Origin of the sequence: Thermoflexus hugenholtzii, assembly GCF_018771565.1 — a bacterium.
GTDB lineage: Bacteria > Chloroflexota > Anaerolineae > Thermoflexales > Thermoflexaceae > Thermoflexus > Thermoflexus hugenholtzii_A.
Genome location: NZ_CP076326.1, coordinates 1,269,125 through 1,294,388 on the forward strand (window position 1 = coordinate 1,269,125; position 25,264 = coordinate 1,294,388).

23 protein-coding genes are annotated in these 25,264 nt (G+C 66.6%); 15 read left to right on the top strand and 8 right to left on the bottom strand.

All coding sequences use genetic code 11. The features are described from left to right. Positions 1–22 precede the first annotated feature (22 nt). From csx2 to cas3, 5 genes are all read left to right on the top strand, one after another. Positions 23–1,285, top strand: a complete 1,263-nt coding sequence (csx2, locus tag KNN16_RS05770; protein WP_303899835.1) for a TIGR02221 family CRISPR-associated protein — start codon at positions 23–25, stop codon at positions 1,283–1,285. Between the two features lie 76 nt (positions 1,286–1,361). Beyond that, positions 1,362–2,873: a hypothetical protein gene (locus KNN16_RS05775; protein ID WP_303899838.1), complete on the top strand. Its 1,512-nt coding sequence runs from the start codon at positions 1,362–1,364 to the stop codon at positions 2,871–2,873. 2 nt (positions 2,874–2,875) lie between these two features. After that, on the top strand, positions 2,876–3,805 hold the full coding sequence (cas7i, locus tag KNN16_RS05780) for a type I-B CRISPR-associated protein Cas7/Cst2/DevR (RefSeq protein WP_303899840.1): 930 nt from the start codon (positions 2,876–2,878) through the stop codon (positions 3,803–3,805). Beyond that, on the top strand, positions 3,784–4,554 hold the full coding sequence (gene cas5 / locus KNN16_RS05785; protein ID WP_303899844.1) for a CRISPR-associated protein Cas5: 771 nt from the start codon (positions 3,784–3,786) through the stop codon (positions 4,552–4,554). Before cas7i ends, cas5 begins: the two co-directional genes overlap by 22 nt. Further along, the gene (gene cas3, locus KNN16_RS05790) at positions 4,506–6,788 is read left to right on the top strand and encodes a CRISPR-associated helicase Cas3' (RefSeq protein WP_303899847.1); all 2,283 of its coding nucleotides are present in this window, start codon (positions 4,506–4,508) and stop codon (positions 6,786–6,788) included. Before cas5 ends, cas3 begins: the two co-directional genes overlap by 49 nt. 121 nt (positions 6,789–6,909) lie before the next feature. On the opposite strand, the gene KNN16_RS05795 is transcribed toward cas3, so the two are convergent. Both KNN16_RS05795 and KNN16_RS05800 read right to left on the bottom strand, forming a co-directional pair. Continuing rightward, positions 6,910–7,362: a DUF3368 domain-containing protein gene (locus KNN16_RS05795; RefSeq protein WP_303899849.1), complete on the bottom strand. Its 453-nt coding sequence runs from the start codon at positions 7,360–7,362 to the stop codon at positions 6,910–6,912. Further along, the gene (locus KNN16_RS05800) at positions 7,337–7,576 is read right to left on the bottom strand and encodes a UPF0175 family protein (protein WP_303899852.1); all 240 of its coding nucleotides are present in this window, start codon (positions 7,574–7,576) and stop codon (positions 7,337–7,339) included. The genes KNN16_RS05795 and KNN16_RS05800 overlap by 26 nt, the downstream gene beginning before the upstream one ends. A gap of 246 nt (positions 7,577–7,822) precedes the next feature. Between KNN16_RS05800 and KNN16_RS05805 the strand changes: the two genes are divergently transcribed. The 10 genes from KNN16_RS05805 (at position 7,823) to KNN16_RS05850 (ending at position 17,386) form a co-directional block, all read left to right on the top strand. Further along, positions 7,823–8,047, top strand: a complete 225-nt coding sequence (locus KNN16_RS05805; RefSeq protein ID WP_303899854.1) for a transposase — start codon at positions 7,823–7,825, stop codon at positions 8,045–8,047. Positions 8,048–8,488: 441 nt separating this feature from the next. Next, positions 8,489–9,055: a CRISPR-associated protein Cas4 gene (locus KNN16_RS05810; RefSeq protein ID WP_303899856.1), complete on the top strand. Its 567-nt coding sequence runs from the start codon at positions 8,489–8,491 to the stop codon at positions 9,053–9,055. Between the two features lie 125 nt (positions 9,056–9,180). After that, a complete protein-coding gene (locus tag KNN16_RS05815; RefSeq protein WP_299287501.1) occupies positions 9,181–9,396 on the top strand; it encodes a hypothetical protein in 216 nt (71 codons plus the stop codon). Next, positions 9,374–9,946, top strand: coding sequence for a nucleotidyl transferase AbiEii/AbiGii toxin family protein (locus KNN16_RS05820; RefSeq protein ID WP_322794676.1), 573 nt, complete (start codon positions 9,374–9,376; stop codon positions 9,944–9,946). The genes KNN16_RS05815 and KNN16_RS05820 overlap by 23 nt, the downstream gene beginning before the upstream one ends. 33 nt (positions 9,947–9,979) lie before the next feature. Continuing rightward, positions 9,980–10,975: a type I-B CRISPR-associated endonuclease Cas1b gene (cas1b, locus tag KNN16_RS05825; protein WP_303899861.1), complete on the top strand. Its 996-nt coding sequence runs from the start codon at positions 9,980–9,982 to the stop codon at positions 10,973–10,975. A gap of 4 nt (positions 10,976–10,979) precedes the next feature. Next, positions 10,980–11,243, top strand: coding sequence for a CRISPR-associated endonuclease Cas2 (gene cas2 / locus KNN16_RS05830; protein WP_303899863.1), 264 nt, complete (start codon positions 10,980–10,982; stop codon positions 11,241–11,243). 8 nt (positions 11,244–11,251) lie between these two features. Further along, complete coding sequence (locus KNN16_RS05835) at positions 11,252–12,871, top strand: MFS transporter (protein ID WP_303899865.1); 1,620 nt, start codon at positions 11,252–11,254, stop codon at positions 12,869–12,871. Positions 12,872–12,894: 23 nt separating this feature from the next. After that, complete coding sequence (locus KNN16_RS05840) at positions 12,895–14,601, top strand: DUF3352 domain-containing protein (protein WP_303899867.1); 1,707 nt, start codon at positions 12,895–12,897, stop codon at positions 14,599–14,601. A 120-nt stretch (positions 14,602–14,721) separates the two neighbouring features. Further along, entirely contained in the window at positions 14,722–15,447 is a 726-nt protein-coding gene (locus KNN16_RS05845) for an LppX_LprAFG lipoprotein (protein WP_303899869.1), read from the top strand. Positions 15,448–15,523: 76 nt separating this feature from the next. Continuing rightward, positions 15,524–17,386 carry a S9 family peptidase gene (locus tag KNN16_RS05850; protein ID WP_303899871.1) on the top strand — a complete coding sequence of 621 codons (1,863 nt, stop codon included), beginning with the start codon at positions 15,524–15,526 and terminating at the stop codon, positions 17,384–17,386. Between the two features lie 47 nt (positions 17,387–17,433). Here the strand turns inward: KNN16_RS05850 and KNN16_RS05855 are convergent, their stop codons facing one another. The 6 genes from KNN16_RS05855 to KNN16_RS05880 form a co-directional block, all read right to left on the bottom strand. Next, on the bottom strand, positions 17,434–17,820 hold the full coding sequence (locus KNN16_RS05855; protein ID WP_303899872.1) for a cupredoxin domain-containing protein: 387 nt from the start codon (positions 17,818–17,820) through the stop codon (positions 17,434–17,436). A 1,074-nt stretch (positions 17,821–18,894) separates the two neighbouring features. Next, the gene (locus KNN16_RS05860; RefSeq protein WP_303899874.1) at positions 18,895–21,222 is read right to left on the bottom strand and encodes a hypothetical protein; all 2,328 of its coding nucleotides are present in this window, start codon (positions 21,220–21,222) and stop codon (positions 18,895–18,897) included. A gap of 182 nt (positions 21,223–21,404) precedes the next feature. Continuing rightward, positions 21,405–22,130: a hypothetical protein gene (locus KNN16_RS05865; protein WP_303899876.1), complete on the bottom strand. Its 726-nt coding sequence runs from the start codon at positions 22,128–22,130 to the stop codon at positions 21,405–21,407. 160 nt (positions 22,131–22,290) lie between these two features. After that, on the bottom strand, positions 22,291–24,129 hold the full coding sequence (locus KNN16_RS05870) for a M1 family aminopeptidase (protein ID WP_303899878.1): 1,839 nt from the start codon (positions 24,127–24,129) through the stop codon (positions 22,291–22,293). After that, a complete protein-coding gene (locus tag KNN16_RS05875) occupies positions 24,126–24,719 on the bottom strand; it encodes a hypothetical protein (protein ID WP_303899880.1) in 594 nt (197 codons plus the stop codon). The genes KNN16_RS05870 and KNN16_RS05875 overlap by 4 nt, the downstream gene beginning before the upstream one ends. Then, positions 24,719–25,189 (bottom strand): hypothetical protein, encoded by a 471-nt coding sequence (locus tag KNN16_RS05880; RefSeq protein WP_303899882.1) that lies wholly within the window; start codon positions 25,187–25,189, stop codon positions 24,719–24,721. Before KNN16_RS05880 ends, KNN16_RS05875 begins: the two co-directional genes overlap by 1 nt. Positions 25,190–25,264 lie beyond the last annotated feature (75 nt).

Below are 25,264 nucleotides of genomic sequence, written 5' to 3' on the forward strand. Positions count from 1 at the left end.
TCTATCTAAGGAGGAAAACGCGATGAAAGCCCTCAGCTTTCTCGGCGCCAGCCGATATCAAACTGTTACTTACGTGTGGGAAGGATCGTCTCACACCACCTCGCTCTTTCCGGAAGCCCTGGCCCGGATCTTTAGCCCCAAGGAGGTCATTGTCTTTGTCACCAAGACGGCAAGGGACTATCGACCTTCCGAGGCAGAACCTACTTACACGGAAACGCTGAATCAGCGCCTCAAGGGCCTCATACGGTTTGAGGACATTCCCGAAGGGCGCTCGGAAGCAGAGCTCTGGGAGATCTTCGACCGGGTATCGGGTGCCGTCAGGGAAGGGGAGACGGTGATCCTGGATATCACCCATGCCTTCCGGTCCATTCCCATGATCGTCTTCGCTGTAGCCAGCTATCTGCGGCGGACGAAAAACGTCAACGTCGAGCGCATCGTCTACGGTGCCTTTGACGCACGAGAGCCTTTCCGCACGCCGCCCCAGCCGCAAGATCGCGCGCCCATCTTCGACCTCACACCGCTCCTCGAGCTCATGGACTGGACCGGCGGCGCCGAAGCCTTGCTCAAGCGCGGAGACGCCGGGCTCATCGCTGACAAAATGATCGCGGCCCACCAGACCCTGTGGCGCACAGGCACGGGCACGCCAGCCAGACTCAAAACGCTGGGGCAGAAACTCCAGGACTTCTCGCAAGCCCTGCATCTGAGCCGTCCCCGGGAGGTCATGCGCACGGCCCATGAACTCTTGTCGCTTCTGGAGGAAGCTCGGGATGAGTTCCAGCGGTGGGCCCTCCCCTTTGCTCTCCTGGCCGAGCAGATCCGGCGTGAGCTTGAACCCCTCGCCTTTGCCAAACCCGACGCGCTTAGCCGGGAAAACCTGGAACGGCAGGTCGGGCTCGTGGAGTATTACCTCCGGAAAGGGCTTGTCGTGCAAGCCATCACGCTTGCCCGGGAGTGGGTGGTCTCGTTCGTGCCCCTCTATGGGGGAAAGGAAGAATGGCGCGAAGGATGGCTCAAGCACAGCAATCGGGAAGAAGCCGAACAAGCGCTCGGTGCTGCCGCCGCCCGCCGGCGAGGAGAAAACGCCGAGCCACCGGAGTGGTTTGATCGGCTCTCCAATAAAGAAGAGCTCGGGGAGCTTTGGAACAAACTGGGAAACCTCCGCAACGACCTCGCCCACTGTGCCATGAGGGAAAACGCCCGTAGCGCCCGCGCAATTGAGCAGGATGCGCAAAAAATTTCGCAAGAACTCCGCAAACTGCTTGACTCGGCACCGGACATCGTCTAGCCCGGCGCCCGTGTGGTTGTGGACTGGCGCACCTTCTATCAGGACACTGCACGGCAGCACGCAGGGAGATCACCCAATGAAGCGAGCACCCACCACTGTGACAGTAAGGTTTTCGTGGGATCGTCCCACCGGCAACTTCTGGGTGGACACCGGGCTTGTGGTGCTTCTGCGACACTTCGGAGAGGGGGAACATCCGGTCAAGGACGTGCTGAGCTGGCTCCAGGGCCAACTCCTTCAGCCGAGCGGAAATCGTGGCCAATATTACGACCGGGCCAGTGGCCGAATTCGTGAGTACGACAAAGTGAACTGGGTCTATCCGACCAACCTGTTCATCAAGGTCTCGGGGCGAGCCAACAAAACCACAGTGAAAATCAACGGGGAAGAGGAAACGCTCTTCACCGAACCCCCTAAGTTTGAGCTCAACCTGAAGCTCACCAAAAAACCGGACATCTGCGACCTGTGCGGAGAGGCCGCTCCCCTGACCGACGCCGCGATGTGGATGTATCCATTCGTGGTCGACCCGCAGAAGTTCGGCACCTTCTACCCCGGCACCAAGCGCGGATTGCGGCTGTGCGCCCGCTGCGCCCTGGCTGGGTTGGCCGGATACCTAGGATGGTTGTGGAAGGCTCATAAAGACTGCATACACTTTTTCGTTTTTCATTCTGATCTGCAAGAGCTGAAACGCTTGCATGAGGAAGTCCTGGGCCCCCTTCGCCTGGAGGGCGGGCGCAGCGGGACGGCGCCCGTTGCTTTCTCAGGCCCCTATCTCCACGAAACCACATGGGGCCTTCTCCTGGTCCTTTTCTCCCACGTGCGCCGATCCGATCAGCTCTCTGATGAAGCCCGACAGCTGCTGGCCTCGCTTTTGGGGGCTACGGATGTCCCTCCCCCTGCTCCCCTTACGCTTTACGCGGTGATGGGCACATCAGGACAGGCTTTCAGCATGAAAGCGCTGCGGGAATTCTCCCAGTTGCAGCGGCTCTATCGAGTTTATGAGGCTTGGATCGAAGGGTTGCAGGATCTTGGCATAGAGCGGGTAAATCCCCATCAGCGGCTGGTGGAAATCTTCCGACAATTCGAGGCGCAACAGGGACAGAATCAGGAGACCATCTGGCGAGACCGCATCGCGTGGGCCGTGCTGGAGTTCAACGATCCCTCGCCGTTCATCGAGCAATTCCTTTTTGAAGCGCGGGCCCGAGAGAAAAACCCCCGGCCGCTGGTGTGGGGGACTATCGAGATCCTCAACCAATACCTGAAGGAGGTGTTTGGCATGGACGAACAATTCCAGCGCGTCCTGGCAGGCTTCGGGCATTCCCTGGGCACGGCAGCCCAGGCGCGCAACGAGATGGGGCTTCTCTACGCTCTACGCAACGCCAAAAACCCGGAAGACTTCTACCGGGTGCTGAACGACGCCCAGTTTCGGCTCGAAATCACAATCCCGGAGGCGATCCTACGCATCGAAAAAGGCGAGCGCATCGCTGGCGTCCCATGGGTGCGGGTGAAAACGCTCCTCTCCATCTACGCGATGAACGCATTCCTGCGCAAGAACGCACCCCAGCCGGAACGAGCCCAGATTGAGGAGGCTTAACCATGAGCAAAGCCATCGTCATCGGATATCTGGCCAAAGTTTCGGCGGCCAACGTCAACGCTTCCCACACCGAAGGGAACGTGGTGGTCACCAAGAAGATCACCCTTCCGGACGGAAGCACCATTCCCTATATCTCCGGTCAGGCGATCCGGCGCATGCTTCGGGACCGACTGGAGGAGTTGGGGTATCCGCTCTCCGAGCCCTTCGCCCAGGTCAGCGGACAGGAGGTCACCCCACCCGTGCGCCCATGGGAGTTCATCGACGAGGATCTGTTCGGCTACCTGGATCCCTCCGGCGGACGACGGCGGACCTCCCCGGTGCGCGTGTCGGCAGCAGTGGGGCTCTTTCCCTTCCAGGGCGACCGGGACCTGGGCACCCGCTCCTTTGAACGCTTCGGGCAAGCGATGGCCGCCGGCGGGAACATGTTCGAGACGGAGATTTACGCTAACCTCTTCAAGGGCACAGTGCTCATTGAGCTGGATCGGGTAGGTATGTTTCGGCCATTGGAGCTCGGGGAGAACGCCGAACGGGCTCTTCCCCCCGATGAACGCCGCAGGCGACTTCAGAGTTTTCTCGAAGCGCTCAACCTCCTCTGGGGCGGTGGGCGCACGGCGCGAATGCTGGCGGATCTCTCTCCGAAGTTCCTCGCCTACGCGCGGCTCCGCGTCAAGCACCCCGTTTTCCTGGAGGCGCTCTCGGCCCGCTATGAGGATGGTCAATACGTCCTGGACCTGATCCCGCTGGTGAACGCGCTGGAAAAGTTCGCCTCTTATCGGGAACATGTGATCTTCGGCATGGAGCCCGGCATCTTCGGGAACGAAGACGAGATCCGGCAAGCCCTTCAACCCTATGGGCCTGTCCTCACCGTCCATAACGCTTTGAAGAAAGCCCAGGAAGATGTGAGCGCGCTATGGAGCGGATCCTCCTTGTGACCGTTCGGGCGCCGGTGGCCTCCTTCCGACGGCCACTGGACCACAACTACCAGCGAACGCTTCCTATGCCGCCGCCTACTACGCTTCTGGGCATCGCGGGCGCGGCCCTGGGGCTTTCAGATCGAGAGCTCTGGGCGCCGGACAGCCTGGTGCGCGAGCTCAAAGTCTCCGTATGGATGGAAGAATGGCAAGAGGAAGAGCCCAACCGCGCCCCCGGCCGCGCCCGCGACATGTGGACCGTGCTCAAGATCAAGTCCGGCAAGATCGCCGAGCGCTCCCCCTATTTCCGCGAGCTGCTCTTCTTCGTGCGATACACCCTGATCTACGGAGGGCCGGAGGACCTGCTGCGCAGGCTGGAGGAAGCTTTCCGGGATCCCGCTTATCCCCTCTCCCTCGGGCGCGAGGATGAGCTCTTGCTGATGGAATCGATCCGATGGGGAGAGGCCACGCCGGGAGAGCCGCGCTTCCGAGGCACAATCCTGCCGGTGGACCTCCGAGAAACGCCCGGCGCACGGCCGATCCTCAAGCCCGGCACCCTCCTCGAGCCGCCTGTTGTGGAGAGGCTTCCCCTCCGCTTCCGGGTGGACGCGAAAGGCATCCGGCACCCGGATCGCATTACCCCGCTTACTTTTCTCCCCACAGGTCTGGAGCTCGAAGTGCCCGGGGTGCCAGCGCTCCGATGGGAAGGGAGGAACTTCACATGGCTGAACTCCTCGCCAAGCCGGACGTCCCCCTCCTCGCCCATTTAGAGGAAGTCACCCGGCTGGGAGCGGAGATCGCCGAGCGCATGCGGCTTCCCGCTTTCCTCCGATCCAAGGCGCTTCTGGCGTGCGCCATGCACGATATCGGGAAAGCGACCCGAAGCTTTCAGGACTATATGCAGGCCGTTCGCGCGGCTCAGGAAGCCGAAAGACGTGGAGCGCCCAATCGGGAACAGGAACGCTTGCGGCAGATCGCCCGTCAGAAGAAGGCCGCCGCCTACCCACATGCCCTGGCCTCCCTCCCCTTCGTGCTCGCGGCCGAAGGGAGGGGATTCACAAACCCGGAGGGAGGGTTCCGCAGGTATGAGGCCACCGCCGCCGTGCTCTCCCACCATTCCCCGCTGGGTCCGGAGCTCTATAAAGGCTATGAGACCTTCCCTGAATACGACTGGGACGCCCTCGCCGATCTCCTCCGCATGCTATGGGAGATCCTTCATCATCACGATGTGGAAGGGCTTCCCCCAATGAAGGGCTTCGAAAACGCCTCCAGGGTTCTCGCCAGCCAGTCGCCGGTCGCCCTTCTGGATCATCCCTTGCGCTTCGGGAACGAGACCCGCACGCTTCGGGGGATCCTGCAGCGCCTGCCCCCTGAGGATTTCGCCCGGGTGAAGACGGTCCTCCATCTCGCCGACTGGCTGGCTTCGGCGAAGAGCCCTCAACCCTTCATGCTGTTCCGAAGCGTCAAGGCATCCGCCGTAGAGCAATACCTTAAGAACAAAGGGCATACGCTCAACGAATTTCAGCGGGATGCCCGATCGGCGGCAAGTCGGGACACCTTCGTGCTCCGCGCTCCCACCGGCACGGGCAAGACGGAAGCCCTATTGCTATGGGCCGGCGATGCGGAACGGATCCTCTATCTCCTGCCTACCCAGGCCACCACCAATGCGATGTGGCGACGCCTGCGCGAGATCTACGGAGATGATCCGGTGGGCCTCTCCCATGGCCGGGCCAGCTATATGCTCCGTCGGGAATCGGAGGAGGATCCGCTGGACCTCCGGCTTTTCGGCTCGGTCTTCGCGAGGCCGGTGACCGTCGCCACGTTAGATCAATATCTCCTGGCGCATCTTCACGGGCGACATTGGGAGGAGCGGCGAAGCCTCGCCCGGGGTGCCACGTTGATCCTGGACGAGGTTCACGCTTACGAGCCCTATACCCTGGGACTGCTCCTCGAAGCCCTGGAGCAGGAACCCCCCGCTCGCCTGGCCCTGGCCAGCGCCACCCTTCCCGATTCCCTCCTCCGGCTCTTCCCTCGTCTGGATCGGGAGAAGCCGGTGGAGGCGGAGCCCGCCCTCTGGGAGCGGCGCCGCCACCGCATCGAGCTTCGCGAGGGGAAGCTGATGGAGCTCGGGCTTGAAGCCGCCCTCGATCTGGCGCGAGAAGGGAAAACCGTTCTGATCGTGGCCAACACGGTGCGGGACGCCCAACACCTCTACCGACGGCTCCGGGAGGAGCACCGATGGCCCCACTGCTCTCTGCTTCATTCCCGATTCACCCTCCTGGATCGGACACGAAAAGAGGAGGAAGTCCGGCAGCCTGAGCCCGGCATGATCTTCATCGCCACCCAGGTGGTGGAAGTAAGCCTGGATATCTCCTACGACGCGTTGATCACGGAGATCGCGCCAGTAGATGCCCTGGTGCAACGGATGGGGCGGGTGAACCGGCAGGGGGGGAGCGGGCCTGCCCCGGTTGTCATCTACCGGGATTGGTCGGAGGGCGCGCGGCGCATCTACGGGCAGGACATCCTCCTATGGAGTCGGGAGCTTCTGGAGGAGCTCCCCGAGATCCCAAGGGATGCGGACCTGGCCCGGGCCACCCACCGGCTCTACGAGCGGGTGGTGGCCGCTCCGGAGTGGCAGAAGGAGCTTCAGGAGGGTCGGGCCGCTTTACAGGAGATCCGAAGGATCCTGGGATGCTACACGATTGATCTTTCCGATGAAGAGATGCGCGCCCGGTTCACGGCACGCCGGGGGATGATCTCCATCGAGGTGTTGCCTGAGGCTTTCGTTTCTACAGCATATGATCTGCGGGAACGGGGCGAAGCCTGGAGGCTCCCCGAGCTGCTGGTCCCGGTCCCCATCTACTGGCTTCGGGAATATCCGCATCACTTTTTCCCGCGGAGCGATCTGGGCTGCCTCCAGGCGAATCTCCCTTACAGTCCCGAAGAGGGCCTTCAGGAGCCGGAACCACAGACCGGAGCGCCGCCCGGAGTGCTCATCGGTTGAGAGGACTTTGGCTTGTGGTGCCTCGCCGCCGATGGGAACGAAATGGAAAAGGGGACACGGAAGGAAGCGGTGTAAGACGTTAAAACGATACGGACGCCCTGGATGGCTTCCTGTCGCTCCATCACGCTTCACCTGCCAGCCGGAGAACTTCTTTCTCCAAATCTGGGTGCATGTAAAAATTGCTCCGCTTCATGGCTTCAAGCACGGGCTTTACTTCGCTCAAAACCCCCTGCTGCTTTGCGCGAACCAGCAAGCCAGCCGTGCCGATCATCCTGAGCCCCAGAGACTTTGCCCAACGGCGTGCTTTTCGATCATCCAGGATGAGCAGGCAATCCTGCTCGCTGGCCAGAGCAATGGCTTCCGCTTCCCCTTCATCCACGATAGTGGACAGCACCCGGATCAGCGCGGTGTTCCTGGGTGCGACCACGGTCAACCAATCGAGAGCTTTGCCGAATTCTTCCCGAACTCCAGGCGGAATCATAACGGGTTCGAAAAGTTCGCGAAGGATATCCAGTTGACCGATACGGTCCAGTATGATGAGACATGTGCTATCCGTCACGGCCGGCTCTTTCACTCTGGACCTCCTCCCTCAACTCCTCCAGAGAGTAGGCGACCACCGGAACGCCGTAGCGCCCCAGCAACTCCATAAAGGTCTGCTTCGAGTGGCCAGCCATTTTGGCTGCCTGTCCCAGGGTCACTTTGCCGACTTCATAAAGCTTTATGGCGAGCAGCAGTCGGGCTTCATCCTCGGACACCTCAAGGGGCAGCTCAACCTGCAGGACGCTCATCTTCAATCACCTCCCAGCAGTTCAAAGGCTTTCGGCACAAGACCCGCCGCTTTTTCCAGAGCCTGCGGCGGGGTGTCGACGATTTCAATGCAATTTTTGAAGGGTTCCTGTTCTGCGAATGCCCTCAACACCTCTTCCTCATTTGCCAGCACAGTGGGTCAGTAGTCGAAGAACTCATCTCAAAACTCCAGTGTTCGATTTTAGTATACTCTGTCTCTGGACAACCTGCCTGGGAGGGGAGGGCCGATGGGGTTTCAGGAGCGGACCGATGAGCAGTGGGCCTTCCTTGCGCCCTTGCGGCCGCCCAGGGCCAAAATCGGAAGACCTCGGGTGGATGACCGCAAGGTCCTCCACGGGATCCTGGATGGGCGGGTCACCGGCTGCCGGTGGCGCGATACGCCCCGCCCATATGGCGCCGATCCGACGGCTTGGCGGCGGTTTCAGGAACTCCAGATGAGTTCAAGCTACTAAGGAAGAAACCCTCCTTCAATGGCGCAAGGGCCGCGGCGAAAGCCATCCCTACGAGCACGGGAACCTCTGCCGGGGGCCGCGGGCTTGCCCCATCCGGGCCAGGAGAGGATGGAACACAGTCCCCCATAAGATGATAGACAGGCTGCCTGTCTCTCCCTCTCCTTCGAACAATCCGGGGCGCTGCCTCGTATTGAAGGACGGCTCTCTCATCCTCCCTGACCGCGCATGACAGGATAACGCGGTCCTGAGGATGCGACCTCCGGTCTTTCCCGGATCCCCGTCATGGCTTCGCCGGATCCGACCCCCGGGGCGATCCCCGAGCGGGTTCGGGGGAAAACCGGATGCGCGTTGCGCGCACGGAGGTTACGCTGGAAAAGGGCGTTCCGCATCATCCGCGCGGCAAGCGCGCAGCGCTCCCAGTGGGAGGCAGGGGAGGAGCCCATGGACCCGGAGCGCGAAGAGGAGCTGTGGGATTTCCTCCGCCAGGCCATGCGCCTGAGCGAGGACGATTTCGAGCGCCTGAAGGTCGGCGGCCTCAAGATGAACTACCTGCGGGTCTGCCCGCGCAAGCTCTGGCTCTTCGCCCACCAGGTCCGCCTGGAGGCCGACGCCGAGGCCGTGGCCCTGGGCCGCCTCACCCACGAGCGCGCCTACCGTGACCGGCCCCGCCGGAGCCTGATCCTGGAGAACCTCATCGCCATCGACGTCCTGGAAGGCGAAGGGACCATCCTGGAGGTCAAGCACGCCCCCACCTTCATCGAGGCCGCTCGCCTGCAGCTGCGCTACTATCTCTACTTCTTGGCCCGGCGGGGGGTCCACCTCCGCGGGGAGCTGCGCTTCCCCCGCCAGCGCCGGCGGGAGACGGTGATCCTGGACGCGGCGGCGGTGGCCGAGGTGGAGGCCGCCCTGGAGGAGATCGCCCGCATCGAGGCCCTCCCCACCCCGCCGGCCGCCCCCTGGACGCCCGCCTGCCGCCGCTGCGCCTACGCGCCCCTGTGCTGGGGATGAGCGGCAAAATCTCCGACGAAGAGGACCGATCGTTGCACAAACCCAGCATCAGGCGAAAATGAAGCAAGACCTAAGAACCAATCTCGCCCGCCCGGCTTCGAACCCAGAAACGGGAGGGATCGCGGATGATCCGAGATCGCCGGACCTGGGAAGCCTTTGAGGCGGAATGGCAGCGCCGGAACCCACCGGACCTCGAGGTTCATTTTCGTATCTTCGATCGTATGCTGGAGCTCGCCCGCGCGCTCCATGCCTGGCCGCCCGCGGATCCGTTAGAGGGATTAGAGGTCGATCTCCAGCTCGCCCGAGCGATCAACGCCGATGTCCGCCTCCCTGCTGAATAAACTGGCGCATGCGTTGGACCGAGAGGGCCTGCCCTATATGATCATTGGCGGGCAGGCCGTGCTGCTTTATGGGGAGCCGCGGCTGACGAGGGACGTCGACCTCACGGTGGCCGCTACGCCGGAGGAGTTCGATCGGGTGTGGCGCGTGGTTCAAGAAGCGCAGCTGCAACCCTTGATCGAAGACCCCCGATCCTTCGTCCGGCAAACCTGGGTGCTCCCCACCCTGGATGCGGAAAGTGGCCTGCGGGTGGACTTCATTTTCTCCTGGACCCCCTACGAACGAGAGGCCATCGCCCGGGCCCGGGCGGTCCCGGTTCTCGGATATCCGGTTCGATTCGCAGCCCCGGAGGACGTGATCGTTCACAAGGCCCTGGCCGGCCGCCCCCGGGATTGGGAGGATGTGCGAAGCATCCTGCGCAAGCAATCCGTGGACCCTGAGGAGATCCGCCGCTGGCTGCGCGCCTTCTCCGAAAGCCTGGGGCGCGATCTCCTGAGCCCCTTTGAGACGATCTGGGCTGAGGAAACCGGCCGAAGGGCGACGGATCGCTGAAAGCCTCACCTCGAGAAGCAGATTTCGGGAACGATGGGACGCGCGTATTATCTGTTCCGCAGCGGGCGCCTGCGACGGCGCCAGAACACCCTCTATCTGGAATGGGAGGCCGACGGCCACGCCCAGCGCCAGGCCATCCCCGTGGAGGACGTGGAGGCTCTCTTCGCCATGGGGGAGCTGGACCTCAACACCCGCCTCCTGAGCTTCCTGGGCCGCCACGGGGTCAGCCTGCACGTGTTCAACTATTACGGGTTCTACGTGGGCTCGTTCTATCCGCGGGAGACCCGGGCCGCCGGACAGGTGGTGGTGGCCCAGGCCCTCCATTCCGCGGATCCCTCCCGCCGGCTCGCCCTGGCCCGCGGCTTCGTGGAGGGCGCCCTCTTCCACATGCGCCGCAACCTGCTCTACTACCGGCGCCAGGGCCTGCCGGTGGAGGACCCCCTGACCGCCATCGAGCACGCTTTGAGGGAGATCGAAAGCTGCCCGGACGTGCCGGCGCTGATGGGCCTGGAGGGACGAGCCCGGGATGCTTACTACGGGGCCTTCCCGGCCATCCTGGACCTGGAGGGATTCCGCCGCAGCCGGCGGCCGCCGGAGAACCCGATCAACGCCCTGCTCTCCTTCGGCAACGGCCTCCTCTACGCGGCCACCCTGTCCGAGCTCTACCACACCCCCCTCCACCCGGCCATCAGCTTCCTCCATGAGCCCTCCACCGGGCGCTTCTCCCTGGCCCTCGACCTGGCCGAGATCTTCAAGCCGCTCGTGGTGGATCGCATGGCCTTCACGCTGATGAACCGCGGCGCTTTGAGCGAGGAAGATTTCCTCGAGGAAGTCGGCTTCTGTTACCTGAAGGAAGAGGGGCGGAAGAAAGTGGTGGCGGAGTTCGAGGAGCGGATGCGGGAGACCGTGCAGCACCCCCGCCTGAAGCGCCCGGTGAGCTACCGAACCCTCATCCGCCTGGAGGCCTACAAACTGGTCCGACATCTGCTGGGGATGGAACCCTACGAGCCACTGAAAGCGTGGTGGTGAGGCAATGTATGTGATCATCGTCTACGATGTGGAAGTGGAACGCGTCGCCCGGGTCTGCCAGTATCTGCGCCGCCACCTCCACTGGGTGCAGAACTCCGCCTTCGAGGGGGAGATCACCCCCGCCCGTTTGGAGCGGGTGAAGGCGGAGCTCCGGGATCTGATTGACGAGAAAAAGGACACGGTGTATCTCTACATCCTGCAGGATCCCCACGCCCTGCGCCGCGAAGTGCTGGGCCGGGAGAAAGGCTCCACCTCCACGATTGTGTGAGGAGCACGATGAGTCGGGAGATCGACAGCCCGAAGAGACAGGGGCCCGGGGACTCCCCTTACTGGATCCTGGGGGCGCTGGCCTTCGGGGTCTTCATCGCCGCGGACGACCTCACGGTGGTCAGCACGATGCTCCCCCGCATGATCGTGGACTTCGAGATCCCCATCCCCTCCGGCCTCCGGGATGCCGCCTGGATCGTCTCCGCTTACCTCATCGCCTATGTCACCGCGATGCCGCTGATGGGCCGGCTCTCGGATCGCTACGGGCGCCTCCCCCTTTACGTCCTCAGCCTGTCCCTTTTCCTCGCCGGCTCGCTCCTTGTGCTCTCCGCCCGCGCGCTCCCCACCCTCATCGCCGCCCGCGCCCTCCAGGCCTTCGGGGGCGGGGCAGTGGTCCCCATCGCCATGGCCGCCGTCGGGGATCGCTTCCCGGAGGGGCGCCGCGGCTTCGCCATCGGTCTGCTCGCCGCCATCGACACTCTGGGCTGGATCTGGGGGCCCCTCTATGGGGCGCTCCTCATCCGCTACGGGCCGGAGGCAGGAGCCTGGCTCCACCACACCCTGGGGCTGCCCGCCGCCATGGCCGGCTGGAGCTGGCAATGGCAGTTCGCCCTGAACATCCCCCTCACCCTTCTGGCGCTGGCCGCCGCCGTGATCGGCCGCCGGGCCTTCGGGAGCGCCCCCCGCGCCCTCGCGGTGGACATCCCGGGCGTCGCCCTCTTCTCCGCCGCCCTCGTCGCCCTCCATATCGGCCTCGACCGGATGGGCGGCTCCCTGGACCTCCCGGATTTCGCAAACCGGGCGCCGGCGGCCCCGGAGCAGGCGTGGCCGTGGCTTTCGCTCAGCGCCCTTGCCCTTCTGCTCTTGCTGTCCTACGAGCGCCGCGCCCGCGCCCCCTTCCTCCCTCTGGAGCTCTTCCGACGCCGGAACCTCGTGGGGGCCGGTCTGGCGAACCTGATCCTGGGGATCGGCCTGATCACCCCGATGGTTCAGGTCCCCCTCTTCATCAACACCCTGCGCGGCGAGGGCGCCACCCCGGCGGAATGGCTCGGCCGCGCGGCCCTGCGCAGCGGGCAGGTCCTGAGCGGGCTCACCGGAGGGATGGCGCTGGGCGCTCTCATCGGGGGCTGGGCGAGCCGCTGGGGATACCGCCGTCCGGCTCTGATCGGGATCCTGGCCGCCGCCCTGGCCCTCGGGCTGGCCGCGCGCTGGGAGGCCGAGGAGCCTTTCGGGCGGATGTTCCGGCACATGGCCCTGGCCGGGCTGGGCCTGGGGGCCGCCGCCTCGGCGTTGAGCGCCGCCGCCCTCGACGCTGCGCCCCCTACCGCTCGCGGCCTGGTCTCCGGCCTCCTGCTCATCCTCCGCCTGATCGGCATGAGCGTGGGGATGGCCGGCCTCACCGCATGGGGGACTTCCCGCTTCGAGCAGATGGTGACCGCCTACACGCTGGCGGAGCTCCCCGACGCCCTGCCGGCCATCACCCTGGCCATCCTGCGGGAGATCTTCGGGCTCGCCGCCCTGACCATGGGGCTGGCCCTCCCGGCCGCCGCCGCCCTCCACCCGCTCCGGCAAGGCGCTCCCGCCGGATCCAGCGCTCCGGAGAGCCCTTCGCGCATAGAAAAAGATTAAGCCCTTAAAGAAAGGAGGTTTCCATGTCCCGACGATGGTGGCTGGCGCTCTTGCCTGTGCTGGCGCTGGTGTGCTGCGTGACGGGCCTCGCCGTCGGCGCCCTGGCCTACGCCCCCCTCCGCGAGCGGGTCCTGGCCCTCCTCGGGCTACGCCCCCAGATCCTGGCCGCGGAGATGGTTCCAGACGATGCGATCCTCTACATCTCACTCTCTTACAATCTCCAGGCCCAGCCCGGCTATGAAACCATCCGCCGCGCCTATCTGGAGAACCCCGAGGTCCAGCGCGCCCTCAAGGAATGGAAAGATCAACTGAAAAAGGAGTCCGAGATCGACTTCGACGCCGACATCGCGCCATGGATCGGGCCGGAGATCGGCCTGGCCCTCTTCCCCACCTCCCCGGAAGCCCTGGAGCAAGGTCGATTGCCCCTCGCGCTGCTCATCGCCTCCCGAGATCGCCAAAAGGCGGATGCCTTCCTGGAGCGGCTGCGCCAGCTGGCCGAAAAGGAGGGCGGGCGCGTGGAGGCCCGCGCCCACCGCGATCGGTCTTACCAGCTGCTGGTTTCGAAGGAGCCCCAGAGGCCTCCCCTGGCCATCGGGCGGCTCGGGGAGTTCGTGGTGATCGCGGTGACGGAGGAGGCCTTCCAGCGGGTGGCCGATCGCGCCGCCGGACAAGGCCAATCCATCACCGCCTCCCCGCGCTTCCGGAAAGTGATTCAGGCCCTGCCTGCCCAGAGCGTGATGATAGCCTATCTGGATTATCGGGAGCTGCAAAAACTCTTCCGGGAAGCCCTCCGCCGCCTGCAACCCGGCGCGCCGGATCCCGAATCCGTGCTGGGAGCCCAGGCCTCCATCCTCCAGGCCGTCGAAGGCGCCGGCTTCGCGGTGGAGCTGCAAGCCCAGGGCCTCCGTCTCCAGTCGATTGCGGTGATCGACCGGGCGAAGGTGCCCCAGGACCTTCGCGCCTCGCTGGACGCTCCGCCGATCTCCGAGGCGCTCCTGGGCCGGATCCCGGAGAACGCCTTCGGTTTCTTCCAGGCCGCCCGCATCGGACAGGGCCTGCGCCAGAGCCTGGAGATCCTCCGCCGGAACCCGGAGGCCCGCCGCCAGCTCCAGGACATGGAAGCGGCCCTGGGGATCCGGCTGGAGGAAGACCTCCTCGCCTGGATGACCGGGGATCTGATCCTGGCGGCGCTTCCCGCGCCGGCGGGGACCCCTCCGGAGATCCCAGTGGGGGTTTCGCTCTGGATCGGGACCGACCAGCCGGAGGCGGCCCGCGCGGGCCTGGAGCGCATGGAGGACGCCTTGGCGATGATGGGCGTTCAGGTAGAGGAGTCCACGCGGGGCCGGCAGGCCTTCCGCATCGTCACCGCGCCCACCGGGGAGCGCATCCTGGCCTACACCGTGGATCCGGAGGCGGTGCAAATGGTCTTTCCCGCGGACGCCTTCGAAGGCTATTACAGGCCGGCCCGCGCCATCACCGGGAACCCGCGCTTCCGGGAGATCCGGGAGCAGCTGCCCCGGCAGATCTCATCCCTGTTCTTCCTGGATACCCTTGCCCTTTGGGATCAAATCGAACGATGGATCCCCGGAGCGGAGCGCGCCACCTTCCGGGAGAAGGCCCGCCCCTTCCTGGATCCCATCCGGGGGATCGGGATCGCTGGGGAGGCCACGCAGGGCGCCGAGATCCAGCGGGGGGTGCTCTTCATCCGGATCGCGCCTCCCGGCTCCTGAGGCAAGGGCGCCAGGTCGTCCGGCTTCGGCGGGCTGCGCGGGGCGGGGATCCTTCGTCCCCCGCCCCGCCTGCGCTCCCCTAAGGACGGCTGCACGCTGTGGGTGGAAGGAGACCTGAGGATGAAGCGCGGGATCGGGCAGGCGCTTGGCCTCCTCGGATGGCTCAGCCTCATGGCGATCACCGCGTGTCGCCCGGCTCCCCCCGCTCCGGCCCTCTCCGCCCCGGAGATCCTGCAACGGGCTGCCCGGGCGATGGCCGAGATCCAAACCGTCCATTTCCTTCTGGAGCGAACGGGGGCGCCGGATTATCTGGACGCCGCCCGCACGATGATGCTGCGCCGGGTGGAAGGAGACGTAGTCCGTCCGAACGGGTTGCGGGGGACCGCCCGGGTCTTCACCCTGGGGATGGTCACCGAGCTCGGGGTGCTCCGCATCGGCGAGCGGACCTGGGTGGCGTTCCCGGGGATCGGGCGCTGGGAGGAGCTGCCCCCGGAGCGCGGCACGGTCATCGATCCCCGGCTCTTCTTCGACGCCGAGCAGGGCCTGCCCGCCCTGCTCGCCCGCGTCGAGCTCCGGCTGGTGGGGGTCGAGACCCTGGAAGGCCGCCAGGCCTTTCACCTCCACGGCGAGGTGCTGAGTGGTCCCCTGGAGGAGTGGTCCCTGGGCCTCATCGCCGGGCGCCTGCGCGCCGACCTGTGGGTGGAGGCGCGCACGTTCCGCATCCTGCGGGTCCGCCTGATGGAGCTGGACAGCGATCCCCAGGATCCCACGGTCTGGCAGATCACCCTCTCGGATTTCAACCGGCCCATCGAGCTGCGCCCCCCCGAAGGGTCCGCATCTCCATAAGAACCTCCCCGGGCCCTCTATCAGGGAAGAGCCAATCAGGCTACCATGACAGCATCTTCACCCGGAGGAATGTGCCATGCGCCGGGTTCTCCCGTATGGCCTCTGGCCCAGCCCGCTGGAGCCGGAGCGGATGGCGAGCCTGCTCCGGATCACCGACGTCCAGTGGGATCGCTCCGGCCGCGTTCTGATCTGGCGGGAGGAGCGCTCCGGCCGCGGCGTCCTGGTCGCCCGGGAGGGCGAGGGGCCGCCGCGGGATCTCACGGAGATCGAATCGGTGCGGGCCCGCATCGGATACGGCGGCGGGGATTTCATCGCCGGCGACGGCCTCGTGATCTACGTCGGGGAGGACGGTCGGCTTTACCGGCTCCCGCTGGCCCATGGGCTCCCCTACCCCATCACCCCGCCCTTCGGGAACGCCGCCTCGCCGACCCTCTCCCCGGATGGGCGCTGGGTGCTCTACGTGCATTCGGACGGCGAGACCGACCTCCTGGCCCTGGTGGACGCGGAAGGACGCCGCTGGCCCCAGAAGGTCGCCGAGGGCGCGGATTTCTACATGCAGCCGGCCTGGCACCCCACCCGGCCCCTCATCGCCTGGGTGGAATGGGATCACCCGAACATGCCCTGGGACGGCGCGCGCCTGTGCCTGGCGCGCCTGGAGGGCGATCCGCCTCGCCCTTCCTCCCCGGAGGTCATCGCCGGGGATGCCACCACCCCGGTCTTCCAGCCCGCCTTCTCCCCGGACGGCCGCTTCCTGAGCTACATCCTCACCGACGGGGAATGGGACGCGCTGGTGGTGATGGACCTGGAGACCGGCGCCCGACGGATCCTGGTGGAGGGGACCACCCTGGCGCCCCCGGCCTGGGTTCAGGGGCTGCGGGTTTATGGATGGAGCCCGCGGGGGGATCGCCTCTTCTACCGCCGCAACGAGAACGCCATCGCTTCCTTAGAGGTCGTGGATCTGGAAGGACGGATCACGCGCCTGGACCTCCACCCCTACACCTGGTTCGAACAGCTCGCGGTGGCCCCGGACCGGGAGGCCCTGGCCATGATCGCTTCCTCCCCTGTCCTCCCGCCTCGGGTGGTGACCTGGGAGGACGGCCGGTTCCGCATCCACCGGTTCGCCAGCGCGGAGCGGATCCCGCCGGAGGCGCTCTCCTTCCCCCAGCCCATTCAATGGCGCGCGCCGGACGGGACGGCTGTCCACGGCCTGTATTACCCACCGGCCTCGCCGGAGGTGCGGGGAGTGGGCCTGCCCCCGGCCCTCATCAGCATCCACGGCGGCCCCACCTCCCAGCGGGTGATGAGCTACAACGCGGATGCCCAGTTCTTCGCCACGCGGGGCTTCGCTTATCTGGAAGTGAATTATCGGGGGAGCACCGGCTACGGGCGCTCCTACCGGGATGCCCTGAAGGGGAAATGGGGCCTTCTGGATGTGGAGGACGCCGTGGGGGGCGCCCGGGCCCTGGCCGAACAGGGACTGGCGGATCCCCAGCGTCAGGTGATCATAGGCGGCAGCGCCGGCGGCTATACGGTTCTGAACGCCCTTATCCGCCATCCCGGGTTCTTCCGGGCCGGCGTCTGCCTCTTCGGCGTCACCAACCTGTTCACCTTAGCTGCGGAGACCCACAAGTTCGAGGCCCACTACCTGGACTCCCTGGTCGGCCCCCTCCCCGAGGCGGCCGAGCGCTATCGGGAATGGTCCCCCATCTTCCATGCGGATCGGATCCGGGATCCCGTGGCCATCTTCCAGGGAGAGGAAGATCGGGTCGTGCCGCCGAGCCAGGCCGAGGCCATCGTGGAGGCCCTGCGCCGGCGGGGGGTTCCCCACCTCTACCGGCTTTACCCGGGGGAAGGGCACGGCTGGCGCCGCGCCGAGACCATCGCCCGCTTCTATCGGGAGGTCCTGGAGTTCCTCCGCCAGCACGTGCTGTTCGCGTGAAAGAAGCCGCCCGGCCTTTCAAGGCCGGGCGGCTTGCGTTTCGCCCCTCAGGGCTGCACCGTGAGCGTGCCGACCATCCCGCCCTCTTTGTGGCCGGGAACCGTGCACACATACTGATACGCGCCGGGCTTCTCCGGCGCTTTCAGAGAGATGTTCGCCTTCTGGCCGGGCTGGATAGCGTCCTTCTCGAAGAGCACCGTCTGGCCGTCGGCGTCGTAGAGCACGAAGTTGTGCTCCAGGGAGCCGCGGTTATCCAGGGTGATCTGCAGGGTCTGGCCGGGCTTTGCGGTCAATGTGTTCGGCTTGAAGTAAAGGTCCCCCATCTCGATCACCAGACTGCCCGTCCCGCCGGTCCCCCCTGCGCCGCCGCCACAGGCCGTCAGCAGCGCGCCGAGGAGGACGACTACCACCGTTAAACGGATGAACCGCGCCATCGCTTCACCTCCCTACAGGGTTTTGAGGACGGAATGGAGACCATCCCCTCACCGTGTAAGCCGAAATCCATTTCGGCCTCCTTGCCGTAAGCGCAGGAACGGCTTCCGCTGCAACCCTTGTGCCATCGAAGACCGAGCGTTCGAGGCTGAAGCCCCCCGCGTAAGCCGAAATTCATTTCGGCCACATCCCCTCACCACGATACATCGCGTGCTTCCGCCGCGACCCTTGCGCCGTCCAAGGCGGAGGTTCGGAGCGAAATCCCCCTACAAAAGCCGTTTTTTGTAGGAGCGGCTTCAGCCGCGACCTTTGCGCCATCGAGAGCCAAGAGCTCGGGGTTGCCGGAGCAGCCTTCATTGCAACCCTTGCGTCATCGAAGACCTGAAAGTTCGGGGCTAAAGCCCCTCCTACCAAAAACCATCTTTTCGTAGGAGCGGCTTTAGCCGCGACCCCTGCGTCATCGAGAGCCAAGAGCTCGGGGTTGCCGGAGCAGCCTTCATTGCAACCCTTGCGTCATCGAAGACCTGAAAGTTCGGGGCTAAAGCCCCTCCTACCAAAAACCATCTTTTCGTAGGAGCGGCTTTAGCCGCGACCCCTGCGTCATCGAGAGCCAAGAGCTCGGGGTTGCCGGAGCAGCCTTCATTGCAACCCTTGCGTCATCGAAGACCTGAAAGTTCGGGGCTAAAGCCCCTCCTACCAAAAACCATCTTTTCGTAGGAGCGGCTTCCGCCGCGACCCTTGCGCCATCGAGAGCCAGGAGCTCGGGATCGACGAAGCAGCCTTCACCGCAACCCCTGCGTCATCGAAGACGGAGGTTCGGGGCTGAAGCCCCTCCTACAAAAACTGCCTTTTCGATGGACGCCACCCGCCGCGCCGGCCTGTCCTCCCTCGAGTCGGGTAAGCCGGATCCGCGCTTTATCCTACGCCGCCTCTTGTGCAACCTGCCACAAGAGACCGAGGAAATCGGAGTTTTGGCTCAAAAAAGGCACCCCACGGATCGCCCATCCGGCGCGCGATGAATCCTTCAGGTGGTTCCGGAATGTGGGGCCTCCAAGCCCGCGTGGCTCATTCGCTGCTCAGCGCCTAGCTTTCCACCACTTCAGGAACTCCTCCTCGAAGGCCGCGGGGTCCACCCCGAGGTGCTGCTGCAGGAAGCCCGGCGTGGACTCCCTGGCGATGGCGTCCATCGAGGCCTGAATCATCATCTGCATGCCGAACATCGGCATGTGCCGCTCCACCACATCCACCGGGATATCGCCGTAGGCCCGATAGAGGGCGAGGAAGGCGGAGTCCCCATAGCGCTCCCGGACGAACTCCGCCATCGCCGAGGCCATGGCATACTGGCGCGCCGTCGCCGTCCCGAAGATGTCCCCGATGTGGCCGAACTGGGTGGTGTAGGTCATGTTCCCCAGGCCCTGGATCTCCTCCCGCAGCTGCCGCCAGTAGGGCTGCCCGGCGTAGGTCAGCGCCGCCCCCTCTACCAGCCATCCGGGAGTCCAGGGTCGGGTCCATGGGGCCAGGATCACATGGACCAGCTCGTGCCGCAGCACCGCCGCCCGCCCCCCGATGGGATCCGTCGCCCGGTAGCCCTTCACCCCCTCGGCGTTGAGGACGATCATCGTCTCGCCCGTGCGGAAGCCCACCACCTCCCCGTCCGCCTCCACCGGGACGGTGCGGTAGAAGGCCACGCCCAGGAACATCTGCGCATCCTTCCCGGTCAGGTCCCGGAAGGTCTTGCGGTCGGGGGCGTAGACCGCCAGATACCGGGGGCGGACGATCTCCTGCGGCAGCCGCGTGGAGAGATTCTGATAGGCCCCCTCCAGCTCCGTCAGGACCGCCCGGGCGGTCCCTTCCGGGAGATCCGGAGGGGCAATCAGCGTGAAGTGCTCGGAGGTCCAGGGGCGGCCGGGAAGGCGCGCCCACGGCGGGACGCTCTCCCACTCCCAGCGGACGATCCGCCACGCTCCGTTCGTCTTGCGGAATTCGGCCTTTGCCGGGTAGCGCCAGCGCTCCTCCTCCGGGAAGCCCTCCAGGCTCGTGGACAGCTCCACGCGGACGTCCCGGGCCTCCTCCGCCTCGAACTCCCCGCTGGTCACCTCCAGGCGCGGGGCGCGCAGCGGCCAGCCGCCGCCGGAGGCCACAGCCTGCAGCAGGTCCGGATCCGCCTCCGCCTTCGGATCCAGAGCGGCCCGGAAGGCCTCCGAAGACCGGCCCACCGCCCCCGCGATCTGCTCCAGCAGGGCGGCGATCTCTCCGCGGGCGATCTGCGCCGGGGACGGCGTGGGGGTGGGTGCCAGGACGAAGGCCCGTCCGTCCCAGTCGACCTCGACCAGCGTCCCGGCTTCGGGATCGAAGCGGACCAGGGGCCAGCCCGCCAGCCGGAAGATCAGCGGTCCCCGGGCCGTCGGGAGCGGATAGCGCAGGGCGACGTCGATCCGGGAGGCGTCCTGAGGCGGCTTCATCCCCTTCAGGTCCTCGGGGAAGCGGACGGGGAACATCTGATGCCCCGCGGCGTCCACCACCCCCATCTCCGCGGGCCCCGGCAGCTGTCCGAGGACCAGCAGCCCCTTCGGCTGGCGGATCTGCAGCTCCACCTCCAGGCCCCCGGCGTCCGCCCGGATGCGCCGGAAGACGATGTCCACGGGGAGGCTGGAGTGGCGGAAGCGGTTGCCCGCCTCAAAGGCCCACTCCCCCTGCGGGAAGGGGCCTGCGGGGAGATCCCCCCAGACCTCGCTGGAGAGGGGGCTGGCGGGCCGGAGCTCCACCGGATTGAAGCCCGGGAAGCGGAAGGTGAAGGGCGGCTGGGCGTCCTTCGGGATCTCGAACTCGAACCAGCCCCGCTCGACGGCCCCCACGATCCAGAGGCAGGTCTTGCGGGGGATGCGGGGGTATTCGGGGCAGATATCTTCCTCGAAGTTCTCGCTCATCCCGACCGGGCGCTGCCGCCTGTCCCCCGCATACAGTTCGGCGGACTTCCCGGGCTCCAGGGGGGCGTAGAACTCCGAGCTGCGCTCGCCCCGGTGGGCGAAGGCGGCGTAGACCCGCAGCCGCTCCCCCCGGATCTCGAAGGCGGGGATCTCCATCACGATGCCGGCGTTGGGCCGGCTGACGAAGCCGACGGCGAACCGTCCCTGAGGAAGGGCCCCGGCCTCCGGAGCCGGGGTCGCCGTCGGGCGGGCCGTCCGCGTGGGAGAAGGGCGCGGCGCGGACGTCGGCGTCGCCGGCTTTTGGGAGGGACGGGCCGGCTGCAGGCCGCATCCCGAGAGGACGGCGATGGCCGTCAGCGCGAGAGCGAGGAGCAGGAGGCGGCCAGCCGATCCGCCCCGAAGTCCTCCAATGCGTTCCATGGGAGCGCGCGCCGCAGCAGGGCGCTCCGAGAATGAGCCGTTTGGCATCTTCTTCATAGAATCCTCCTGTCTGCAATTTGCGACCGCGGTCGAGGTTGACGACCGCCTGGAGATCCGCCACAGGTGCGCCATCCCCTGCCTCCCTTCCGCCTGACTTCGATGTCGCGTCACCGCCGCGACATCGGGGCGAAGAATCCGGCCAGCATCCGGATGAGCTCGGCGCCTTTCGGCTCCCGCATTCAGCCGTCCCCTTTCCCATGGGGATCCGCGTCCTCGGGGGTCTTCTCCGCCATGCGCCAGGGCGGATCGCTCAGATGCCATCCCGCCGTGAACGTCGCCATCCCCAGGGAGATCGCGGCGCCGACGAGGGCGGCCAGCCAGATCCGGTAATCGCCCCCGCGCAGGCCAATCATCGCCCCCGCCATCGGAGCCGCCGGAAGGAGGGCGATCTGCCAGGGCCTCGGAAGCCGGAGCGCGAAGGCCAGGCGGCCCGCCAGGCGCGGCGCCAGAAGGGGGAGCGCCCAGGCCAGGACGTATCCCAGGCCGGTGGTCCCCACCACCGCCTCCCGCCAGGGGGGCGGCAGCAGCGCCCACCAGAGCCACAGCGCCGGGACCAGGGGGATGAAGGAGAGGGCCCAGCCGGCGAGGAGGGCGGCCAGCCAGCGGTGGATCAAGCGGCGCCGCCTGCGCCGGGGCCACCCCCGCCAGGCCCACCACGAATACAGCGTGAGGAGGAAGAAAAAGATCGCCCACCCCAGGCTCCAGGCGAGAAGGAGCGGAGCGGCCAGCAGGGAGAAGGGAAGAGGCCGCGGCCAGAGCAGAACCTTCTCCGCCCAGACGACGACCGCCCCCAGCATGAGGACGTAGGCCAGGAGGCCGAAAGCGAGGGCGCCCAGGGCCGTCCAGGGAAGGACGCGGCCCAGGCGCTTGCCCGCGAAAGACGGCGGATCCATCCACGCCGGCATCTCCAGCCTCCGCTTCACGGCCCATCGATGGGCGCCGCCGGGCTCGCGCGTGGGTGTGTCCCAAAATCGTAGGACAACTGCTCGCAGTTGTCCTACAAAGGGGCCAGGCCCGACCAAATTGGGACACACCCCTCGCGCGTTTTCTTCGCGGGCGGCGCCGTTATGGCTGGGCCTCCATCATCGCCTCCAGGAGCGACCGCAGCAGAGGCCCCAGGCTCGGGTCCTCCAAGAGGGCGCCCAGCTCGCTCGGGGGAAGATCCGCCGGGGTGATCCCGTTCCCCGTCACCCACTTTCGGAAGAAGGCCTCCGCTCGCTCCTTCCCCCAGACCTCCCCCAGCGTCTCCCGCCATGACTCCCCAGTGGCCCAGCCCCAGCGATGCTTCTCCAGATACCGCCGCAGGAAGGCGAAGAAGCGCTCCTCCCCCATCTCCCGGCGCAGGGCCTCCATCATCCACGCCCCCTTCCCATACACAATGGCCGCGTAATCCAGCATGGAGTAGTCATCCGCCGGGAGGTTCAGGGGCAGATCTCCCTCCGTCAGGCGGAGCCGATACGGCAGCAGCACCAGGAGATCCCAGGCCGTCCGGGCGGCCTCCGAGCCGCGGGCCCGCTCCACCCAGAAGGCCGAAGACCAGTTCGTCATCGCCTCGTCCAGCCAGGGCTCCCGGCGCGCATCGTTGCCCACCATCCCATACCACCACTGGTGGGCGACCTCATGGGCGACCACGAAGCCCAGAACGTCGAGCTCGCCGGAGGCTCCGCCCAGCATCCCGCCCAGATCCCCCATCCCGAAGACGTCCTCGCCGATCATGATCAGGCCCCCCGCCTCCACCCCGGCGGCCCCGCCCCGCAGGGGGACCTCCACCAGGTCCAGCTCGGGGAAGGGATACGGGCCGAAGGCCTCGCCGAAACGGGCGAGGGCATCCAGAGCGTCCTCCACGGCCCGGCGGGCCTCCGAAGGCGAGGCCTTCCGGAAGAAGCCCCTCACCCGGACGCCGTCCCGCTCCCGGGTGATCTCCTGCATCTCCCCGGCGATCAGGACCAGGTTGCGGACGTAGGGGGCGACCACCTCCACCTCGCGCCATCCGGCAGGTCCGGAAGTCTCCCGGACGAGGACGCCGCCGACCGCCAGGGCGGTCCCCTCCGGCAGCCGCAGGCGCAGCGCGAAATGGGATGCCTCCGCCTGGTGCAGATCCCCGTTCTCCCAGGGCGGGTCCAGAAGGCAACGGCCCTCCCGGATCCGGGCCAGCTCCGGGTAGCCGTAGTAGAGGACCAGGAGGCCATCGGGTGTGCGCTGCATCAGCCCGTAGCCGCCCGCCCGGCTCCCCACGGTGACCGTGAAGGGCATCTCCAGGGCGACTTCCCCGCCGGCGCGCAGGGGGACCGGCAGCGTGACCGTGAAGGCCGTCCGGTCGCCGCTCCAGGCGGGGCGGATCATCCGGCCGCCGATGCGGACCTCCCCCACCTCCAGGCGGGAGTTGCCGGAGGCCGGGGCATGGGCCCAGGCCCGGAAGCAGAGGGCGGAAAGGGGCGGCCCCTCCCGGTAAGGGAACGAAAGGATCAGGCGGCCCCGCAGGCGCCCCCGATCCGGCTCCAGAACCCCACTGATCCGATAGATCGGGCGGTCCGACGCCCAGCCCTCCCCCGGGGCCAGCCCGGCCCTCCAGTCCGGCTCGGAGGGCGGCTCCGGGAGATCTGCGGAGGAGGCCTCCGGGGCCTCCGGTGAAGGGGTCGGCGAGCCGGTCCGCGTAGGCACCGGGGGAAGGGTGGGGAGCGCCTCGCCCTCCGGCGTCGGCGAGGGACGGGGGGAAGGCGTCGCCGCGGCGGCCGTGGGGGTCGCCGCTTCCGAGGCAGGGGCCGTCGCGGCGGGGAGCCTTCGGGCGAGCTCCGGGCCCGCCAGGATCCCAGCGGCGAAGCCGAGGGCGCACGCCGCGCCGGCGATGCCGAGCAGAAGCGCCCCCGCCGCAAGCCATCTGCTCCAGGATAATCCGTTGTTCATCGGGATCCCGCCTCCTTTCGCCCCCGCGCCTCGGCCAGAAAGAGAAGCGCCGTCGCCAGGGCCGCTGGGCCCAGGCATGGCAAGAAAAGGGCCAGTAGCTCGCCATCCCTCCCCCCTGCTGCGGCGATCAGCACCGCCAGCGGCCCCGACGCGGCCATCAGCGGGACCGCCCACCACGGAAGGCGGACCGCATCCCGGAGGCTTTCCGGATCCGGCGCCTCGAAGGAGATCACGGCGACCCGGGTCCTTTCTACAGTCGCCCAGAACCCGAACCAAATCACGCCGGTTATCACCCCCAGGAGGGCCATGACGGGAAAGAAAAAGGCCGTGCTCCCTTGCCGTCCCAGCCGGTCGGCCAGGAGGGCCGCCAGAAGAAGGGCGGAGAAGGCCGCCAGAGCCCCTGCGAGGAAGCCCTGGAGGGCGGCCTGCGGGGTGAGGGGAAACGTGCGCAGAACCAGCGCCCGCTCGACCGCCCGCGCCCGACGCCCCAGCCCCCACCTCTCGTTCCGCAGGCGGGCATGGAGCCGCTCGGCTTCCTCAACAGGCTGCTCCTCAAAGGGGATGCCCGTCATCCGCCGCAGCTCCCCCATCAGCTTCCGGGCGGCGCGCCGAAGGGCGGCGAGGCGGAGGGATCGGACGGAGGAGATGCCCGGATGGGCCCCGCGAGGAACAGAACCAGGGTCTCCCCGGGATTCCCCTCCCACAGAAGGGCCGCCCCCTCGAAGCCGGCGATCCGTCTCACGAGCTCCTCGGCCAACTCCGGGGCGGACGACTCCATGACGGAAGGATAATACAGCAACGCCAGGTCCTCCTCGGCCAGAAACCCGATCAGCGACCTGGCGCCTTTGGGAAGATCGGGGAGCTCCGCCGAGACCTTCGACAGCCGCCCGGCGACCTCCCGAAGCGGAAGGGGGATGCGGAAGGCGAGGACCGGGACGGCCTCCCCCTTCCCGAAGCGCCGGGCGGTCTTCAGGAGGGCGAACCCGAGAAGAAGCAGGAACGCCAGGGCACTGCATCCGGAGAAGGCCAGCGAGAAGGCGATGTCCTGCTCCTTCGTCATCCCTCACTCCCTCGTTCCGACGCGAAGCGAGAGCGCTCTGGCGGAGCCTCAAATCTCTCACCACAACAACCCGCC

Bases quoted from the DNA above. Each gene is read 5' to 3' on its own strand.
- csx2 (WP_303899835.1), top strand. From the start codon at position 23: ATGAAAGCCCTCAGCTTTCTCGGCGCCAGCCGATATCAAACTGTTACT.
- KNN16_RS05775 (WP_303899838.1), top strand. From the start codon at position 1,362: ATGAAGCGAGCACCCACCACTGTGACAGTAAGGTTTTCGTGGGATCGT.
- cas7i (WP_303899840.1), top strand. From the start codon at position 2,876: ATGAGCAAAGCCATCGTCATCGGATATCTGGCCAAAGTTTCGGCGGCC.
- cas5 (WP_303899844.1), top strand. From the start codon at position 3,784: ATGGAGCGGATCCTCCTTGTGACCGTTCGGGCGCCGGTGGCCTCCTTC.
- cas3 (WP_303899847.1), top strand. From the start codon at position 4,506: ATGGCTGAACTCCTCGCCAAGCCGGACGTCCCCCTCCTCGCCCATTTA.
- KNN16_RS05800 (WP_303899852.1), bottom strand. From the start codon at position 7,576: ATGAGCGTCCTGCAGGTTGAGCTGCCCCTTGAGGTGTCCGAGGATGAA.
- KNN16_RS05805 (WP_303899854.1), top strand. From the start codon at position 7,823: ATGGGGTTTCAGGAGCGGACCGATGAGCAGTGGGCCTTCCTTGCGCCC.
- KNN16_RS05810 (WP_303899856.1), top strand. From the start codon at position 8,489: ATGGACCCGGAGCGCGAAGAGGAGCTGTGGGATTTCCTCCGCCAGGCC.
- KNN16_RS05815 (WP_299287501.1), top strand. From the start codon at position 9,181: ATGATCCGAGATCGCCGGACCTGGGAAGCCTTTGAGGCGGAATGGCAG.
- KNN16_RS05820 (WP_322794676.1), top strand. From the start codon at position 9,374: ATGTCCGCCTCCCTGCTGAATAAACTGGCGCATGCGTTGGACCGAGAG.
- cas1b (WP_303899861.1), top strand. From the start codon at position 9,980: ATGGGACGCGCGTATTATCTGTTCCGCAGCGGGCGCCTGCGACGGCGC.
- cas2 (WP_303899863.1), top strand. From the start codon at position 10,980: ATGTATGTGATCATCGTCTACGATGTGGAAGTGGAACGCGTCGCCCGG.
- KNN16_RS05835 (WP_303899865.1), top strand. From the start codon at position 11,252: ATGAGTCGGGAGATCGACAGCCCGAAGAGACAGGGGCCCGGGGACTCC.
- KNN16_RS05840 (WP_303899867.1), top strand. From the start codon at position 12,895: ATGTCCCGACGATGGTGGCTGGCGCTCTTGCCTGTGCTGGCGCTGGTG.
- KNN16_RS05845 (WP_303899869.1), top strand. From the start codon at position 14,722: ATGAAGCGCGGGATCGGGCAGGCGCTTGGCCTCCTCGGATGGCTCAGC.
- KNN16_RS05850 (WP_303899871.1), top strand. From the start codon at position 15,524: ATGCGCCGGGTTCTCCCGTATGGCCTCTGGCCCAGCCCGCTGGAGCCG.
- KNN16_RS05855 (WP_303899872.1), bottom strand. From the start codon at position 17,820: ATGGCGCGGTTCATCCGTTTAACGGTGGTAGTCGTCCTCCTCGGCGCG.
- KNN16_RS05860 (WP_303899874.1), bottom strand. From the start codon at position 21,222: ATGAAGAAGATGCCAAACGGCTCATTCTCGGAGCGCCCTGCTGCGGCG.
- KNN16_RS05865 (WP_303899876.1), bottom strand. From the start codon at position 22,130: ATGCCGGCGTGGATGGATCCGCCGTCTTTCGCGGGCAAGCGCCTGGGC.
- KNN16_RS05870 (WP_303899878.1), bottom strand. From the start codon at position 24,129: ATGAACAACGGATTATCCTGGAGCAGATGGCTTGCGGCGGGGGCGCTT.
- KNN16_RS05875 (WP_303899880.1), bottom strand. From the start codon at position 24,719: ATGGGGGAGCTGCGGCGGATGACGGGCATCCCCTTTGAGGAGCAGCCT.
- KNN16_RS05880 (WP_303899882.1), bottom strand. From the start codon at position 25,189: ATGACGAAGGAGCAGGACATCGCCTTCTCGCTGGCCTTCTCCGGATGC.